We start from the raw sequence: 17,033 nt of genomic DNA, 5'->3' as shown, positions 1-17,033 counted from the left end.
TGAATAATGAGTTAATAATGAGTTCCAAAAGTAGAATAGTAAGAAGGAAAGGAAATCAAATAACTTCTCCAAAAGCGAACTTTCTCTTGACTGAGTTTATGACGATCTCAACCTCGTCGCCGACCTGAGTGTTCGGGACGAAGATAACGAAGCCCTTTATCTTGGCGATACCATCGCCACCTTTTCCAAGGCCCTCGATCTTAACTCTATACCTTTCTCCAACCTTAACAGGGGCTTCGTAGCCACCGTCAAATCCATTTCCATACATATCTAACACCAACTCTTTCAACTTTTGGTACCCTTTGGATGGCTCCAGAAGAGCACCAGGTCCATTTAGTTTGATACTTTATAAACCTTTGGGCAGTTCCAGCGAGTTACCTTTGCCAAAAAAATAAACAAAAATGTTTGAGACACCAAAACAAGCTGAAAAAGTGAGATTTCGACCGAAGATTCCGTTTTAAACCTCAGGTTCAAAAAACGCTTTTATCCATAAACCTATTAGTTTAGATTAGGTGGAATGGATTTCATCTGGAGGTGATAATTTGAGTGAGATTACCCTCAACAAAGTGTGTCGAATCGCCGGTGAGGCGAAGCTCGTGCTGTATGAGGAAAATGGAACAGTTCAAGATGCACTCTTCATCGCCACTGCCCCAATTAGGGGATTTGAGAAGCTTGTAGTAGGCAAAAATCCACTTTTCGCGGTCGAAGCTGTCATGAGAATCTGCGGTCTCTGTCATGCGTCCCACGGTATAGCGATGAGCGAGGCCATAGAAAATGCCATTGGGATAATACCACCAAGAAACGGAATACTGATGAGAGAAGCCCTCGGCCTCGTGAACAGGATTCAGAGCCACATGCTCGAGTTCCTCATGGTTGCTGGGGACCTGCTAATCGAGGAGAAAAGGGAGGAAGTTCTGTTCCAGCTCATGGACTTCCACGCCAAGATCAGCGACTACCTTCTCAAGATGGGAGGCGCAGCAACACATCCCCCAAACCTCACCGTGGGAGGAATGTTCTCTGTCCCTAAGTGGAGCGTCTTCAACAACCTCAAGGCACGCCTTCCAAAGCTAACCGGGCAGTGGGAAGAAATAGCACATTTGCTGACCGATGAGGACATCCAGACAGAAGTTGCTGATGAACTCAGGGAGAAGAAAGCGGAAAACAACTACCTGGTAAGCAGTCTGTTCTACGGGGACAGGTTCAACATAAACGCCGAGAGAATTGAGACAATGCCCTATTATGAATACAGAACGGACAACCCCCACTCAAAGGAGTCCACCACACTCATAGCCTTCTACGGTGGGGAAAAGGTTGAAGCTGGCCCAAGGGCAAGGATGAAAGTTTACCGGGAGTTTACAGATTCTTCCCTCTATGGCCTTCACACCGCGAGGGTTCAGGATACAACGCTGGCACTCATTAGGCTTGAAGAAATCCTTGACAGCATAAAGATGGACGAGCCGTTCAGAACGAAGAACATAGTTTTCGGGCCAGGCAAGGGTGTTGGAGTCTACGAGGCACCAAGGGGAACACTCATCCACTTGATCGAACTTGGAGACGAGGGTAGGGTGGTTTCTTCCAAGATAATCGTTCCCACAATGTTCAACATTCCCGTGATGGAGGAGATGGCAAAAGGTCTGAGCGTTAAAGCGGCCGAGGCCGTTATGCGCCTATATGACCCATGTATTCCATGTACGACCCACGTTGTGAAGTTGGGGGGATGATTATGGAGAAGCTTAAGGTTCTTCATGTTGATGTAGGGGGTTGTGAGGGATGCAACGTCAGTATCATTCGCGCATATCCAAAGCTCATGGACTTGATAGAGCTCGACATATCATACCTGCGGAAGGAAGAGTATAAGCTCGACGAGTACGACGTAGCGATAATAACAGGCGGAGCCTGTATGAATGAGCCAAGGATTCTTGAGGAACTGAAGGAGATAAGGGAGAAGGCCCATACGGTGGTGGCATTCGGTTCGTGTGCAACCTTCAGCGGGATATTACGCTTCTGCCGCGGCGGGCAGGAGCCAAGGGCTGACCACAGGAACTTCCAGCCCATAAACAGCGTGATTAAAGTTGATTACTCCATCCCTGGCTGCCCACCAACACCGCAGATGCTCCGGTCCTTCTTCAAGTTCTACATCAACGGTGACGAGAGAAGGCTGAGGCTCTTCAAGGTGAGTGCCGACATAAAGAAGCTGAGCGGCTTTGACCTGATAGACGATATATTGCTTACGGGCCTCTGCATAGGTTGTGGTGCCTGTGAGCTGTCGTGTCCGACCAACGCAATCAAGCTGATAGACAAGAGGCCTAACCTCGTTCAGGAGAAGTGTATCCGCTGCGGCACCTGCTATATAAGGTGTCCGCGCGCCTCACAGATTCTGTCCATGGGTGATGCGAGATGATGAGCGTTTCAGAAAATCTTTTGGGAAACGTCTTTGGAATTTATCTTGCGCGGGCAACCGATGAGGAAATACTCAAAAGAAAGGTTGCCAGCGGCGGTGCGGTTACAGCCCTCTTAGCCTACGCCCTGGAGAAGGGCCTCATAGACGGCGTTGTAACGGCCAAAAGGACAGAGGGGTTGGAGGGTCAGGCTGTAGTTGCGAGGACAAGGGAGGAGCTCCTTGAAACTGCCGGAAACAAGTGGAGCATAGTGCCCTTCGCCTCCAGGATGAAGGCCAAGATAGAGGAAGAAGGCCTAAAGAACGTTGCCGTGGTCTGCCTCCCATGCCAGGCCCAGTTCTTCGGCCAGATGAGGGACTTCCCACTCCTGGAAAGCGATTTCGGAGAGAGGATAAAGTACATCGTTAGTCTCTTCTGCATAGGAACATTCGCATTCGAGGCATTCCTCAACTACCTCAGGATGAAGCACAGCATAATGGCCCAGGATATCAAGGACATAGTCCTTAAGGGAGACTTCCTCGAGATATACCACGGCGATTCAGTGCTCTCACTGCAGATAAAAGAGGTTTACTCGTACCTCCAAGCCGGCTGTCTGGTCTGTACGGACTACACTGGAACATGGAGCGATATCTCGGCCGGCTTCGTGGAGAGCGAGAAGGGATGGACGGTCCTTATAACGCGAAACCTTAAGGCAGAAGAGCTCGTTAAGAGCGCCGAGAAGGACGGATACATAGAGCTGCGCGACGGCTCTCACGTGATAGGAGACGTTCTCAAAGCGGCCAGGGAAAAGCTCGCGAGGGCGCAGAAAAACATGATGTATCTGCTATGAGAGCAACTTTTTCATTTTATCATCTGGGTTCTCCTTCTGGAAGGTGGTTGAGTTGATAAAGAAAGTGAAAATTCTCAAGTGGCAAGATGGGCTCGTCCCCACCGAGGATTATATCTGCGTCGAGGAGACCTTCGAAATCTTCGCAGTACACGAAAAGGACAAAGAGTTTCTCGCCGAACTTCCTGCTTCACCCAACCAGCTAAAGGAACTTGGAGCGGGATTCGTCGTGTGCGGAGGCTATGAAAGACCGGAAGACATAGTTGACGTATGGATTGAGGGCAATGAGATTTACGTGAAGTTGAAAGATACCCCCATCACCACGGGCGAGCTGGTTGTGAAACACACACCCTGCGGCGACCCCTACAGAATGAGGGAGGGCAAAATTCTCGACAGGAAGGGCGAAAAAGTCAAAATAACCCCCGACCTCATATTGAAGATATCCTCCACGATGACAACGCTGGCTGAAACGTGGAGAAAGACAGGGGGCACCCATTGGGCGGCCCTCTTCGATTTGAACGCCAATGTCGTTGCCTTCAGCGAGGACATAGGTAGGCACAACGCCGTCGATAAGGTCGTAGGATACGCCGTCCTCAGCGGACTCGACCTTGAAAGGCTTATCCTGGCATCGAGCGGCAGGATGCCCTACGGCATGGTAAGGAAGGTAGTCAACGCGGGCATTCCAGCAGTAGTGACGAAATCACCACCGACGGACAAGGGCGTGGAGCTCTCCAGGGAGCACGAGGTAACCCTAATAGGCTTCGCGAGGGGAAAGCGCTTCAACGTGTACTCCGGGGAGCATCGATTATTGTTCTAAGACTTATTCCCCTAGTCCTAATTTTGTCCTAACTTCCCTCGCCCTAATGGACAATACCTGATGAACGGCCAAACATGTCTATTAATGGCATTCTTAATTCAATATTCTACGTTCATAAATGACCTTAAGTGATTTTGTTTACTCCAGTATTTGGCAGTATACAAACAGACTTAAAAAAAGCCTTCTAAGGACTTTATTTTGCTGTTTCACAATGAATATAACCTTTTGTTAAAAACCAAGCTATTTAAAAAGTGTTTTAAGCCAAATAGAGAACTATTATTGAAAATCAAATAGCGTACAGTACACCATATAACGTACATTGAAGACCAAAAATGTCCCCCAAGGTGGAGGTGTGAAGAATGAGTGAAAGGCTCGTCCCCGTGGTCTGCCCCTACTGTGGTGTAGGGTGCAGGCTATACATCAGGAGTGTTGATGGCTATCCCGTAGGCATAGAATACGCCAAGGACGTCCCCAACATCTCAAACGAACTCGGAAAGCTCTGTCCTAAAGGCAACGCCGTCGTTGAGTACCTCCTCGCAAAGGACAGGCTCAAGAGACCCCTCAAGGCCAAGGAACAGGGCAAGTTCGTTGAGATAAGCTGGAGCGAGGCAATAAAGGAGGTTGCCGAGAGGCTCAAGGGCTATGCCAAAGACGATCCAAACCAGTTAATGTTCTTCGGCTCTGCGAGAACATTCAACGAGCCCAACTACCTCGTCCAGAAGCTGGCCAGAATGCTCGGCACCAACAACGTTGATCACTGTGCAAGGCTCTGCCACGCACCGACCGTCACGGGTCTCAAGGCTGTTTTCGGTGCTGGCGCAATGACCAACACCTACAAGGACATTGAAGAGGCAAACGTCATCTTCATTATCGGCCACAACTACGCTGAGACCCACCCGGTTGGCTTCCGCTACGTCATTAAGGCCAAGGAAAGGGGCGCTAAGGTCATAGTCGCTGACCCGAGGTTCACCAGGACGGCCTGGTTCGCCGACATATTCCTACAGCACTACCCGGGAAGCGACATAGCACTCATCAGTGGTCTCATCCACGTCATCATCAAGGAGCGGCTCTACGACGAGAGGTTCGTTAGAGAGAGATGCGTTGGCTTCGATGAAGTTGTGGCAGCCGTCGAAAAGTTCACACCCGAGTTCGTCGAGAAGGTAACCGGTGTCCCGGCGGAACTCATCATTGAAGCTGCAAGAACCTTCGCAAACGCTGGAAAAGGTGTCATAACATGGGCCATGGGTCTGACTCAGCACACCCACGGAACTGAAAATGTCAAGCTTCTCGCGACGCTCTCAGCCATCTGTGGGTATCAGGGTAAGGAAGGTGCTGGCTGTGCTCCAATGCGCGGCCAGAACAACGTTCAGGGCGCCTGTGACATGGCGGCCCTGCCAAACGTCTTCCCAGGTTATCAGGCCGTCACAGACCCTGAGAAGAGAAAGTTCTTCGAGGAGTTCTGGGGCGTTGAGCTGAGCGGCGAAGTTGGACTGACAACAGTCGAGGCTGCCTACGCGGTCGATAAAGGTAAGGTCAAGGCATACTACGTCATGGGTGAGAACCCGGTCATAAGCGAGGCCAACGCCAACCACGTGATGCACGCTCTACAGAAGCTCGAGTTCATGGTAGTCCAGGACATCGTTCCAACCCCAACGATGGAGTTCGCTGACATAGTCCTCCCAGCTGCCGCAATGCTCGAGAACGAGGGTTCCATTACAAACACCGAGAGAAGGGTACAGTGGAGCTTCCAGGCGGTAAAACCACCTGGAGAAGCAAGGCCCGACTGGTGGATTATAAGCGAGGTCGGTAAAGCCGTAGGTTTCACCGGAGGCGGAGCGAAGGGCTTCAGTTACACTTGCCCAGAGGACATTCTCAAGGAGATCAACGCCTGCACTCCGCAGTACCGCGGTATAACTCCAGAGAGACTCAAAGAGAACCTCGCTGGACTCCACTGGCCGTGCCCAAGCGAGGACCACCCAGGAACTAGAGTCCTTTACAGAGATAAGTTCCTTACACCCGATGGAAAGGCACACCTCGTTGCATTTTCAGAGTACAAGGGACCGGTGGAGATGCCTGACGAGAAGTATCCGTTCCTTCTCACGACCCACAGGTACGTCGGCCAGTACCACACGGCAACCATGACGATGAGGAGTGATTCCCTCAAGAAGCGCTGGCCCGAACCGTACGCCGAAATCCACCCCCAGGATGCTGCAAGGCTTGGTATCAAGACAGGTGACTGGATCAAGATAGAAACAAGGAGAGGATTCTATCCAATCAAAGCCAAGGTAACTAAGGCCGTCAAGAAAGGAGTCATAGCTGTCCCGTGGCACTGGGGAGCAAACGTCCTCACCAATGATGCCCTTGACCCATACGCAAAAATACCTGAAACCAAGGCCTGTGCCTGTAATGTCGCCAAGATCACAGAAGAAGAGGCCAGAGAACTCATAAAGAAACTGCCGCCCGTCATACCCAGGGTGGAGGTAGTTAGGGGGTGAAATAGATGGCGAGGAAGACCATCTTCATAGATTTTTCCAAGTGCATTGAGTGCCGTGCCTGTGAAGTCGCCTGTGAGAGGGAGCACAACGGTGTGTCCCACATAAGCGTCTTTGAGTGGCAGGAAATGGCCGCGATGGCCCTCAACTGCCGCCACTGTGAAAAAGCGCCGTGTGTTGAGGTCTGCCCAACCAACGCCCTATACCGCGACGAGGACGGAGCTGTTATACTCGCTCCACAGAAGTGTATCGGCTGTCTCATGTGCGGCATAGTATGTCCCTTCGGAATACCAGAGCTCGACCTTATTAACAAGATAATGGGTAAATGTGACCTCTGTGCCCACCGTAGAGCAGAGGGTAAGCTCCCAGCCTGTGCCGAGACCTGTCCAACTGATGCTCTCATTTACGACTGCAGAGCGCATCCCGCTGACGGGGGTGTGATAGCATGGAAGAGCTTTTTATTCTTTCCTTTTCAATTCCGCTGGTTGGAGGCCTTTTACTGTTCAAACTCGACGGTAAAAGAGCGGATTACCTCATGCTCATCACTGTCATCCTTGCCACAATACTCAATCTCGCGGGAGTTTATGAGTTCTATTCCTCTGGGATGCCTACTATACACAAAACCCTCATGACCTCTACACTCTTCGGTGAGGTCTACGGTCTCTTGATAGACCCAATGAGCGTGTGCGTTGGTTTGGTTGTGATAACAGCCGGACTGCTCTTCATGCTCTACGCAAAGGACTACATGGGCCCTGAAAACAAAGAGCATCCTGTCTACGAAGGTAAAGGAAGATTCTATGCGTGGATGGTCCTCTTCATCGGTGCCACCCTTGCGTTTATTTATTCCTCATCGGTTCTACAGCTGCTGATATTCTTTGAGATTATGAGTCTGGCCTGTTGGGGTGTGGTGAGCTATTACGGGGGTAAAAAGGCCAAGAGATCAGCGTACAAAGCCCTTCTCGTTACAAACTTCGGTGCGATGGTGGGCCTCTATACAGCGGTTGGGATAGGAATCACCCGCCTCCACGACCTCAGCCTGTTCGCGTACTCCAATCTTACCGATGATATGAAGTTCATTGTCTTTGTGGCAGTAATGATAGCTGCTTTTACAAAGAGTGCCCAGTTTCCGCTTTACTCATGGCTACCGGACGCCATGGTAGCTCCAACACCTGCTTCAGCCTTCCTCCACGGTGCCGCAATGGTCGAGATGGGTGTCTACCTGCTGGCCAGATTTATCCAGTTCATGAATCCCATACCCAAAGAAGGATTTTACGTCATGGCAGCACTTATCATCGCCACTCAAATAATTTGCATCATGATGTACCCCCTCCAGAAGAGCGCGAAGAGACTTCTAGCCTACTCGACGATAGCAGAATCTGGACTGATGTACGTCGCCCTCGCGACGGCAGTCCTCGGATTGCAAGGCGGACTGCAGGCTTCGATGTTCCAGCTCTTCAACCATGCTTACATCAAGGGTCTGGCATTTCTCACGGCTGGAACGTTCAGCTACGCCCTCGGAACCCTTGAGATGGACAGGATAAATGGCCTCATCAAGTCCCCTGTAGTCGGCTACGGCTGGACGTTCGCTCTCCTCGGCTTAGCTGGGGTTCCACCATTCGGCGTGTTCTTCGGGAAGCTCGGCATCCTCAGCAACGCGAACGCGATGAAGGAGAGCATGCTTGTTATGGTTATGTTTGTCCTGCTCCTCATAGACTCGGCAGTATTCCTCATGGTGTCCCTGAAGAGGATACACGGCATGGTATTCAGCAAGGGCGGAGAAGAAGTCGAGATTACACCACTGATGAAGGCCGTGATGGTTATCCTGCTTGTTCTGGCCATGCTGGCCCCGTACATAGCGTATCCAATGATCGTCAAGGTGGGGTGGTGATGGATGTTCGACGTAACGCTCACTCTTTCACTCGATAGAACTGCAGTGTTCTTCGTACTCAACGTCGCGATACTCGGCATAGCGGCGCTAGTTGCATCGTTCAGATACATGAGGATATACGAGTTCAAACCAAAGATACCCTACTACCCAACGCTCGCCATCTTCATAGCCTCAATGCTCTTCATCCCAATGGTTCAGGACTGGCTCAGCTTCCTCTTCTTCTGGGAAATAATGACGCTCGCTTCATACTTTCTGATAATCTATGACTGGCCGGAGGAGAGCGTCAAGAAGGCCGGCTGGAAGTACTTCGTGACCATGCACCTCTTTGACACATCCCCCCTCATGCTGGCAGTGACTATGTACTACGCCTTTCATGGAACGTTCAACTTTGGAGCCATAACAGAGTATAGCAACGCCATGGTCGCTCTCTTCCTCCTGGGATTCGCAGCCAAGGCTGGCCTTTTCCCGCTCCACTTCTGGCTTCCCGATGCTCACCCAGCCGCACCGAGCCCGGTCTCGGCCCTGATGAGTGGTGCCATGGTCGAGCTCGGCCTCTACGGAACTATTCGGGTTCTCGATGCTGTAGAATGGAGTGTCTCAAGCTGGATAATCTACGCCATAGGTGCCATGGCAGTGCTCAGCATGCTGGCTGCCATACTCAGCTACGCCCTCCAGGACGACGTCAAGAGGCTCTTCGCATGGTCCACCATTGACAACATGGGCTGGATGTATCTGCTCATCATGGCAGGTCTCCTCGGCGTTACAGGGGTGGATAAGAGCATCAACTACTACGTCGTTGCCCACGGACTCGCGAAGGCGGCGGCCTTTATCTCGACCGGTGCACTCCTCTACGTCTTTGGAACCAGAGACCTTGAGAGGATGAAGGGAATGATGAATTCAGACAGTTTTACTGCCGGCCTTATGATGGCATCAATATTCGCCCTTGAAGGGGTTCCCCCCTTCAACCTGTTCCTGAGCAAGCTCGACGTGATAAAGACTCTCCTGACGGTCAGCCCAGCTCTGGCATACTTCACAGCCATTGAGTGGGTGATAGCTTTCATACTGTTCCTCAGGGTCATCCACGCCTACATCATAAGCGACGGAAGGCCAGAGGCAAAGAGACAGCTCGCTGGAAGTATAGCGCTCTCTGTGGTGTTACTTCTCATCCTTTCGCTTGTCAGCCAATTCATATGTGACTACATATGGGTGAGGTGGTGAGAATGGAGGGACTGTTCACTCTCACCGTTATCCTCTATCTTGCATCAATACCTGCCGCGATAGCCTTCAGGAGAAACTATAGGACCTCTCTCAACGCTGGACATCTGCTCACGACGCTTGCTTCGCTCTCGCTATTGGTCTTTACAGTTATGGCCATTCCGAACGTCCTCAATGGCAACGCGATAGACATTACATACAACCTGGGAGTCTTCAGCATACCATTCCACATTGATGGGCTTTCATTGATAATGTGCTTCGTCCTCAGTGTTCTTGGACTGGCCACTTCAATCTACTCACCGTGCTACATGGAGTTCTACAAGGAACTTGGAAAGGGCTGGGTTTACATCATGCTCTACTCAGCTTTCGTCCTCTCAATGGTGCTTATAGTCACGGTGTCAAATCTGCTCTGGTTCCTCTTCCTCTGGGAGGTCATGACTTTAGCCTCCTACGTCCTCATGGTGTGGGAGTATGAGGAAGAGTATGTGAGAAAAGCAGGCTGGAAGTACTTTGTAAGTATGCACCTAGCTAGTACCCTACCTCTTGTCATAGCCCTAGCACTCATCTATGCAAAGACAGGCTCAATATCGGGTCTCGACTTTTCAGCCATAGCGAAGCTCCACCTAGGGCCCATCTACTACCTCTTGTTCCTGATAGGGTTTGGAAGCAAGGCCGGCGCTGTCCCAGTACACTTCTGGCTCCCAGACGCACATCCCGCAGCTCCCAGCAACGTGTCCGCTTTGATGAGTGGTGTCATGATTAAGGTTGCCGTCTACGGCCTCGTAAGGACGACCTGCTTCCTCTTGGGTCCAACGGTTTCATTCGGCTATGTAGTGGCCATAATAGGTACTATAACGCTGACAGTTGGAACGCTCTATGCCCTCAAGCAAACCGACGCGAAGAGACTCCTGGCTTACCACAGTGTCGGTCAGATGGGTTACATATGGCTCGGGATAGGTGTTGGAATACTATTCCTCGCCAAAGGGGGCGAATGGAGCGCCTTCGGAGCGGTGGCACTAGCCGCCGGTCTTTACCATCTCGTGAACCACGCACTCTTCAAGGGACTGCTCTTCCTATCGGCAGGTTCAATGCTCTATAGAACCCACAGCAGGGACCTTAACAAACTGAGGGGACTGGCGAGGGTTATGCCACTCACCGCCATCTTCACGCTCGTTGCCGCGATGTCCATAGCGGGAACCCCGCCGTTTAACGGATTCATGAGTAAGTGGCTCATCTATCAGTCAACCTTCCTGTCAAACAATGGACTTATCGTGTTCCTTGGGGTTATGGCCCTCTTCATAAGCGCAGCGACGCTAGCTTCGTTCATCAAGTTCTACACGACCGCGTTTGGAGGAGAACCGACGGAGTTTACGAAGGACGCTGAGGAAGTCCCATCCTCGATGCTCATCGCCAAGGGCTTCTTGGCGTCACTCTGCCTCCTCTTTGGACTGGTTCCAAGCCTCATCCTGCCGATACTGCTTTCGCCAGGGGCAGCCCTAGCAGGCATAGATGTCTCAGGATTGACGGACACAAACTACTGGCTTGTTACGATTAAAGCTCCGCTCATGCCGACGGGAGCAGAAAGCTACTTCAAACCGCTACTCTTTGCGACACTCTTCGGCGTGCTCTTCCTCGGCATGTACCTGCTCTTCCCAGTTTCAAAGAAAACCTACAGACCCTGGACCCTCGGTGAACCCGTGGCGATGGAGCACTACAAGTTCAAGGCGATAAACTACTACGAGCCCTTCGAGGAGTACATCCACCCGCTCTACCACACCGGCCACGTTCTCAGCGAGTTCGGCTCCGCCCTGATCGGAGCAGTCGCCAATGCGTACGTCTCAACGGCCACGGCCCTCCACAAGGCCTGCGATTCCATAAGCAGGGAAATAGCAGGGATCGGCAAGGCATACGAGAGGAAGTGCCCCGAGGTATACTTTGACGAGTACTTCCTTGCCCCCCTGGTCAAAATAGCGAGGGTCTCGGGAGTGCTCCTTGATGAAGGCTTCATGAGGCCCAACGCGGCGCTCACAATAGCCCTGGTAATCCTGGGAGTGATATTCGCCCTGATGGTGCTGTGAGGTGGTGAAGATGACGCTCGAAAAAATTGCATTCGCGGCCGTTTCACTGATGATAATCATCCTCCTTCCGCCCCTCCTCGACGGAATAAGCAGAAAGATCAAGGCTACCGTCCAGGAGAGGCAGGGACCCTCAGTCTTCCAGACCTACTACGACCTCTCAAGCCTGCTCTCAATGGAGCCAATGCTTCCAACGGACAGACTGGGCTTCCTCATAGCTCCCTATGTGGCCTTTGCTTGGCAGTCTCAGCCGCCCTGCTCCTACCCTTCGGGAACTTCGTTCCAGTGGCCTTCACAGGGGACATCTTCGTCTTCCTCTACGTGCTGGCGATATTCTCGATATCGATGATGATGGCGGGCTTCCTCGTGAACAATACCTACTCAAACGCAGGAGCAAACAGAGAGATGATGCTCATCCTCAGCGTGGAGCCGATACTGGGAATAGCGATAGGTATACTCGCGCTTAAGACCCACTCGCTCAGCGTGAGCGGGATTCCACTCAACCTCAGCTTCACACCCTCCGTTGTCCTCGCCTTCATCTTCCTCGCCTACGCCGTCTATACCGAGTGCGCCTTCATACCCTTCGACATAGCCGAGGCCGAAACGGAGATACTCGAGGGTCCACTCGTTGAGTACAGTGGAAAGTTGCTTGGAATCTTCAAGTGGGCCATGCTGATAAAGCGCGTAGCCCTGATATGGCTGTTCGCGAGCTTCATAGTCATTCCAGTCATAAATGGGTTCGTCGACATCACGACGCCTTACGGCGGTGCAGTAACGCTCGCGGCACAGCTGACATTCCTGGTGATCTTCTACGCCATGTCGGCCATCATAGAGTCAACGACGGCCCGTATGAAAGTAATCCAAGCCATCAGACAGAACACGGTGATATTCCTTGCGGGAATAGTCGCGCTGGTGATAGCTTCCCTGGGATTGTGAGGTGGTGCTCATGTCTGAAGTCATCAAGTTTAACGAGGCCATGAAAAAGAAGCTCGTACACAGGGGAGATGAGAAGGCTAAGGTAACGCGGGAGTACTTAGATGAGATTATCGAGAAGTTCGGGGAGAAGATAAGGGACGTCAAGCAGGTCGCTTACAACCAGTGGATTATAATCGTCGAAAGAGAAGACCTTCCGGAGATAGTCCTCTACTTCCTCAACACCCGGAGTGGAAGGAGACCCAGCTCTCATCGATGGTGGCCACCGACGAGAGGCCCTTAAATGGCAAGTTCAGCATCACCTACTGGCTCAGCGTTAACGGAAAGGCGGGTGACTTCTATCTCGGCGTCAGGGCTTACCTGCCGGAGGACGACCCGAGGTTCACCTCGATAGCGGCCAAGCACAGGGGCGCGAATTGGTACGAGAGGGAAGCCATGGAGATGCTCGGCCTCACTGCCGAAGGTCACCCCGATCCCAGGCGGCTCGTTCTTCCGGATGACTGGCCATCCTGCGTTTACCCGCTCAGGAAGGACTTCCACTACTCCGACAGTCCGCCGGGAGAGAAATTCTACCCCTACAAGGAACCGAAGAAGGACGAGATAATAGTTCCCTACGGACCGTACCATGTGGCCCTTGAAGAGGCAGCACACTTCAGGCTCTATGTTAAGGGAGAGACCATAGTGGACATTGACTATCGCGGCTTCTACGCCCACAGGGGCATAGAGAAGATATCCGAGGGAAGGCTAACCTATGATCAGGCATGCTTCATAGCGGAGAGAATATGTGGAATCTGCGGCTGCACACACTCCACAGCCTACTGCCAGGCGGTTGAGAACGCTGGAGGTATAGAGGTTCCCGAGAGAGCCGAGTACATCAGGACGATAGTCCTCGAGATAGAGAGACTCCACAGCCACCTGCTCAACTTTGGAATAGCCTGTCACCTCGTTGGCTACGACTACGGCTTCATGAAAGCCTGGAAAATAAGGGAGCACGTGATGTGGCTCGCCGAGCGTTTAACGGGCAACAGAAAGACCTACGGAATGCTCCTTGTCGGTGGCGTTAGGAGAGACCTTCTGGAGTACAGAAAATCCCTGATAGAAGACGTTCTCAAGAAGATAAAGACCGAGTTCAGTGAGCTCGTCGATGAGGCAACCTCAACGAGCACCTTCGTGAAGCGCCTTGAAGGCGTTGGGGTTCTGCCCTACAAGGTCGCCAAGGAGTGGGACGTTGATGGGCCCCTTGGCAGAGGCTCCGGAAGGGACTTTGATGTCAGAAGGGACCACCCGTACGCGGCCTACAAGTACCTCGACTTCAAGGTCCCAGTCTACAAAGAGGGTGACGTTCTGGCGAGGGCCCTCGTCAGAATAGAGGAAGTTTTCGAGAGCATATGGATAATAGAGCAGGCCCTCGACCAGATGCCCGGAGGAGACATTCTGGCGGAGTACAAGGAGATACCCCCGTACTCGGAAGCGATAGGCATGACCGAGGCACCGAGGGGAGAGAACATTCACTACGTCATGACCGGCGAGAACAACAAGGTCTACAGGTACAGGGCCAGGGCGGCAACCTACAACAACCTGCCAGCTGTTCCCGACATGATGCGCGGCTACACGATAGCGGATGCCCCGCTCATAGTTGCCAGCATTGATCCGTGCTACTCCTGTACAGAGAGGGTTCAGGTAGTCGACGTCGAAAGCGGGAAGGTTAGGGTTCTCAGCGAGACGGAGTTCAACAAGCTCTCCATAAAGGCCTCCAGGGGGGTCTGAGATGGCCGTGACGCTGAAGTACCCCTTCGTGAAGCTTGAAGCCCCTCCGGAGTACAGAGGAATTCCACAGATAGACCCGACCCTCTGCATAGGCTGCGGTGCCTGCGTTAACGCCTGTCCGCCAGATGCACTCCTCAGGATAGACGACTACAACAGAGGGGTTAGAGAAATTGTCCTCGATGTGGGAAGGTGCATCCGCTGTGCTCGCTGTGAGGAGGTCTGTCCCACCGGAGCAATCAAGCTCACGAACCTCTTTGAGGCCGCTTCGCCCGACAGGATGGACCACGTGGAGGTTGTTAGGCTTAGGCTCGTGAAATGCAAAAACTGCGGCAGGTACGCCGACTTCACTGAGAGGCAGGTGAGAAAGGCCCTCCAGATTCTCCCCAAGGAGATCATCGAAAGGGAAGCCCTGGAAGAGAAGGTCTGGACCTGCAGGAACTGCAGGAGGAAAGGGACAGTTGATGGAACCATAGAAGCCAGCAGGGAGGTGGTTCTATGAGCGGAAAGCCGAAGCTCCGCTCCATATGGGTCTTCCACCTCAACACCGGCTCGTGCAACGGCTGTGACATCGAGATAATCGACGTGCTCACACCGTTCTACGACGTCGAGCGCTTTGGAATCAAGCTAGTTGGCTCACCGAGACATGCTCATGCACTCCTCGTCTCGGGTCCGCTCACGAGACAGGCCTACTACGGCGCCAAAGAGACCATAAAGGCGATGCCTCCGGAGCCAAGGGTAATAGTCGCCATCGGAACGTGCACCTGTAGCGGAGGGATATTCTACAACGGCTATCCGGTCTACAGAAGACCCGAGAGCGGTAGAGAGGGAAGCGAGTATCCAAGGAGGGGAGGCATAGCGGAGCTTATCGCTGACTTGAGGGACGAGGGCGAGAAGGTCGGTCCGGTCATCTACATCCCCGGCTGTCCACCGAGACCGGAGGAGATAATCTACGGCATAGCACAGCTCGTGGGACTCGTCGAGAAGAGGCTCAGCTATCAGGAGTACAGCGACGAGTTTGTAAGGTTCAGACTTCCGGAGGGTCCTGTTGAAGAGAGGATTAGACTAACCCTAAGGGAGAGGCTCAGACACCTCGTAGGATACCTCGACAGGGAAAAGATCCTCGAGGATTTCATGAGCCTCGTTAAAGAGGCCGAGAAGAACGAGAATCCCAGGGAGGAGCTGGCCAGGCTCGTCAAGGACTACGCCGCCAAATGCGGGGACGTTAGACTGGGCTTCTGTATGATGCTCCTCGAAAGAGAGTACTGGAGGGTCAAAGATGCCCTGGATGCTGGTAAAGAGTTCGTATATTGGCTATAAAACCCATCTTGGGGCTGGACTGGCCCACATAGAGGGAGACTTCGAAGTGGAAGAGATAGTTGGAGAAATAACTCCCAGAACAGCCCATCTGCTTAGAAAATCCTTCGAACGGTCATACTTCACGCTCGCCGATGCTCCCCTGATACCCTTCGAAGAACTGGATGAGGGGGATAGGCGGCTAATCTTGAAGGCTCTTAGGGGTCTTAAAGAAAATGAAAAGCTTAAAATAAAGAGGAGGTGAATTGGATGGCTGAAGCAAAGGAAAAAATCCTATACGGCGTAGATACAACCTTTGAGGCCGTAGCGAAGAAGGCCACCCCCAAGTTTAAGACAACCCCGGGTAGACTGCTCTTTGCCGGCTTTATGGCTGGTGCCTTCATCGCCTTCGGATTCCTCTTGGCGGTGGTTGCCTCTGCCGGATACAGCCCGAAGCTCTTCCCGGACACGGGTAACATATCCACCTTCAAAATACTCCTTGGTGCGGTCTTCCCGGTTGGCCTTATAGCGGTTATCTTAGCGGGAGCCGACCTCTGGACGGGAAATGTTCAGTTCCTCAGCTCGGCTAAGGCAAAGGGCTACGCTGACTTCAAGTGCGTTCTCTACAACTGGTTCGGAAGCTACGGTGGAAACTTCGTAGGTTCAATATTCCTCGCGCTCCTAGCCGTTCCACTGACACACTTATTTGGCCACGTTGGAGACCCGAACACCTTCGGTCAGGTCACAGTAGGCATAGCCACCGGCAAGGTCTCGAAGGATATACTGGCATTGTTCTTCCTTGGTATCGGCTGTAACTGGCTTGTCAACGTCGCGATATGGCAGGCAGCAAGGGTTCAGGACGGTGCCGGCAAGATACTTGCCATATGGTTCCCGATCTTCGCCTTCGTTGCCATAGGCTTCGAGCACGCTATAGCCAACATGTGGGCCATTCCAACGGGCATACTCCTCAGCGACTACGCCATAACCTGGACCCAGTTCTTCCACAACGTAATCCCAGTAACCTTCGGTAACGCCGTCGGTGGCTTCCTCTTTGTGGCCTTCTACTACTGGTATCTGAGCAACCCAGAGCTAACCACCGACCGCGTTATCAAAGAAATCATTGACTTCCTTATCGTTTTCATGGCTTTCTGGGTCGTCGCGACACTCATCCCAGCGGGAATCGGCGTAGCTCTCGACAAGGCCCTTGGCAAGGGTGCCATGTACCTCGTCCCACTGGTGCTCTCAGCATATTACATCGTCGGTGCCTTCGTCCTCTACAAGAAGGCCAGGCCGGCCTGACCGCTCTTTCCTTTTTTCCATCCATCGTG

The 17,033-nt window shown here is 52.4% G+C and carries 15 protein-coding genes and 2 pseudogenes; 16 read left to right on the top strand and 1 reads right to left on the bottom strand.

What is annotated here, in order from left to right; genetic code table 11:
- Positions 1-55 precede the first annotated feature (55 nt).
- The gene (locus tag A7C91_RS04345) at positions 56-268 is read right to left on the bottom strand and encodes a TRAM domain-containing RNA chaperone (RefSeq protein WP_012572520.1); all 213 of its coding nucleotides are present in this window, start codon (positions 266-268) and stop codon (positions 56-58) included.
- Between the two features lie 274 nt (positions 269-542).
- Between A7C91_RS04345 and A7C91_RS04340 the strand changes: the two genes are divergently transcribed.
- The 16 genes and pseudogenes from A7C91_RS04340 to A7C91_RS04275 all read left to right on the top strand — a co-directional run bounded on the left by A7C91_RS04340 (position 543) and on the right by A7C91_RS04275 (position 17,004).
- Entirely contained in the window at positions 543-1,721 is a 1,179-nt protein-coding gene (locus tag A7C91_RS04340; RefSeq protein ID WP_068665237.1) for a nickel-dependent hydrogenase large subunit, read from the top strand.
- Positions 1,718-2,401, top strand: coding sequence for an NADH-quinone oxidoreductase subunit B family protein (locus tag A7C91_RS04335; RefSeq protein ID WP_234394466.1), 684 nt, complete (start codon positions 1,718-1,720; stop codon positions 2,399-2,401). Before A7C91_RS04340 ends, A7C91_RS04335 begins: the two co-directional genes overlap by 4 nt.
- A complete protein-coding gene (locus tag A7C91_RS04330; protein ID WP_068665234.1) occupies positions 2,398-3,228 on the top strand; it encodes a Coenzyme F420 hydrogenase/dehydrogenase, beta subunit C-terminal domain in 831 nt (276 codons plus the stop codon). The genes A7C91_RS04335 and A7C91_RS04330 overlap by 4 nt, the downstream gene beginning before the upstream one ends.
- 52 nt (positions 3,229-3,280) lie before the next feature.
- A complete protein-coding gene (gene fdhD, locus A7C91_RS04325) occupies positions 3,281-4,042 on the top strand; it encodes a formate dehydrogenase accessory sulfurtransferase FdhD (RefSeq protein WP_068665232.1) in 762 nt (253 codons plus the stop codon).
- A 359-nt stretch (positions 4,043-4,401) separates the two neighbouring features.
- Positions 4,402-6,537 (top strand): formate dehydrogenase subunit alpha, encoded by a 2,136-nt coding sequence (gene fdhF, locus A7C91_RS04320; protein WP_068665230.1) that lies wholly within the window; start codon positions 4,402-4,404, stop codon positions 6,535-6,537.
- A gap of 5 nt (positions 6,538-6,542) precedes the next feature.
- Positions 6,543-6,941 (top strand): annotated as a pseudogene (locus A7C91_RS10750) (4Fe-4S dicluster domain-containing protein); the annotation flags it as partial.
- 38 nt (positions 6,942-6,979) lie between these two features.
- A complete protein-coding gene (locus A7C91_RS04315; protein WP_068665228.1) occupies positions 6,980-8,422 on the top strand; it encodes a hydrogenase 4 subunit D in 1,443 nt (480 codons plus the stop codon).
- A gap of 3 nt (positions 8,423-8,425) precedes the next feature.
- Positions 8,426-9,640, top strand: a complete 1,215-nt coding sequence (locus A7C91_RS04310; protein ID WP_068665226.1) for a complex I subunit 5 family protein — start codon at positions 8,426-8,428, stop codon at positions 9,638-9,640.
- A 2-nt stretch (positions 9,641-9,642) separates the two neighbouring features.
- The gene (locus A7C91_RS04305; RefSeq protein WP_068665224.1) at positions 9,643-11,715 is read left to right on the top strand and encodes a proton-conducting transporter transmembrane domain-containing protein; all 2,073 of its coding nucleotides are present in this window, start codon (positions 9,643-9,645) and stop codon (positions 11,713-11,715) included.
- Between the two features lie 10 nt (positions 11,716-11,725).
- Positions 11,726-12,648: pseudogene (locus A7C91_RS04300) on the top strand (respiratory chain complex I subunit 1 family protein).
- A gap of 4 nt (positions 12,649-12,652) precedes the next feature.
- On the top strand, positions 12,653-12,928 hold the full coding sequence (locus A7C91_RS12320; RefSeq protein WP_324609517.1) for a hypothetical protein: 276 nt from the start codon (positions 12,653-12,655) through the stop codon (positions 12,926-12,928).
- Complete coding sequence (locus A7C91_RS04295; protein ID WP_324609516.1) at positions 12,901-14,412, top strand: hydrogenase large subunit; 1,512 nt, start codon at positions 12,901-12,903, stop codon at positions 14,410-14,412. The genes A7C91_RS12320 and A7C91_RS04295 overlap by 28 nt, the downstream gene beginning before the upstream one ends.
- A 1-nt stretch (position 14,413) precedes the next feature.
- Entirely contained in the window at positions 14,414-14,911 is a 498-nt protein-coding gene (locus A7C91_RS04290) for a 4Fe-4S dicluster domain-containing protein (protein WP_068665222.1), read from the top strand.
- Complete coding sequence (locus tag A7C91_RS04285; protein ID WP_068665220.1) at positions 14,908-15,729, top strand: NADH-quinone oxidoreductase subunit B family protein; 822 nt, start codon at positions 14,908-14,910, stop codon at positions 15,727-15,729. The genes A7C91_RS04290 and A7C91_RS04285 overlap by 4 nt, the downstream gene beginning before the upstream one ends.
- Positions 15,689-15,970, top strand: coding sequence for a hypothetical protein (locus A7C91_RS04280; RefSeq protein WP_068665218.1), 282 nt, complete (start codon positions 15,689-15,691; stop codon positions 15,968-15,970). The genes A7C91_RS04285 and A7C91_RS04280 overlap by 41 nt, the downstream gene beginning before the upstream one ends.
- 5 nt (positions 15,971-15,975) lie before the next feature.
- Positions 15,976-17,004: a formate/nitrite transporter family protein gene (locus tag A7C91_RS04275; protein WP_068665216.1), complete on the top strand. Its 1,029-nt coding sequence runs from the start codon at positions 15,976-15,978 to the stop codon at positions 17,002-17,004.
- Positions 17,005-17,033: the final 29 nt, after the last annotated feature.

It is taken from the genome of Thermococcus piezophilus (genome assembly GCF_001647085.1).
GTDB lineage: Archaea > Methanobacteriota_B > Thermococci > Thermococcales > Thermococcaceae > Thermococcus > Thermococcus piezophilus.
The sequence above is the reverse complement of the archived record's forward strand: the minus strand, read 5'-3'. Positions and strand labels throughout refer to the sequence as shown.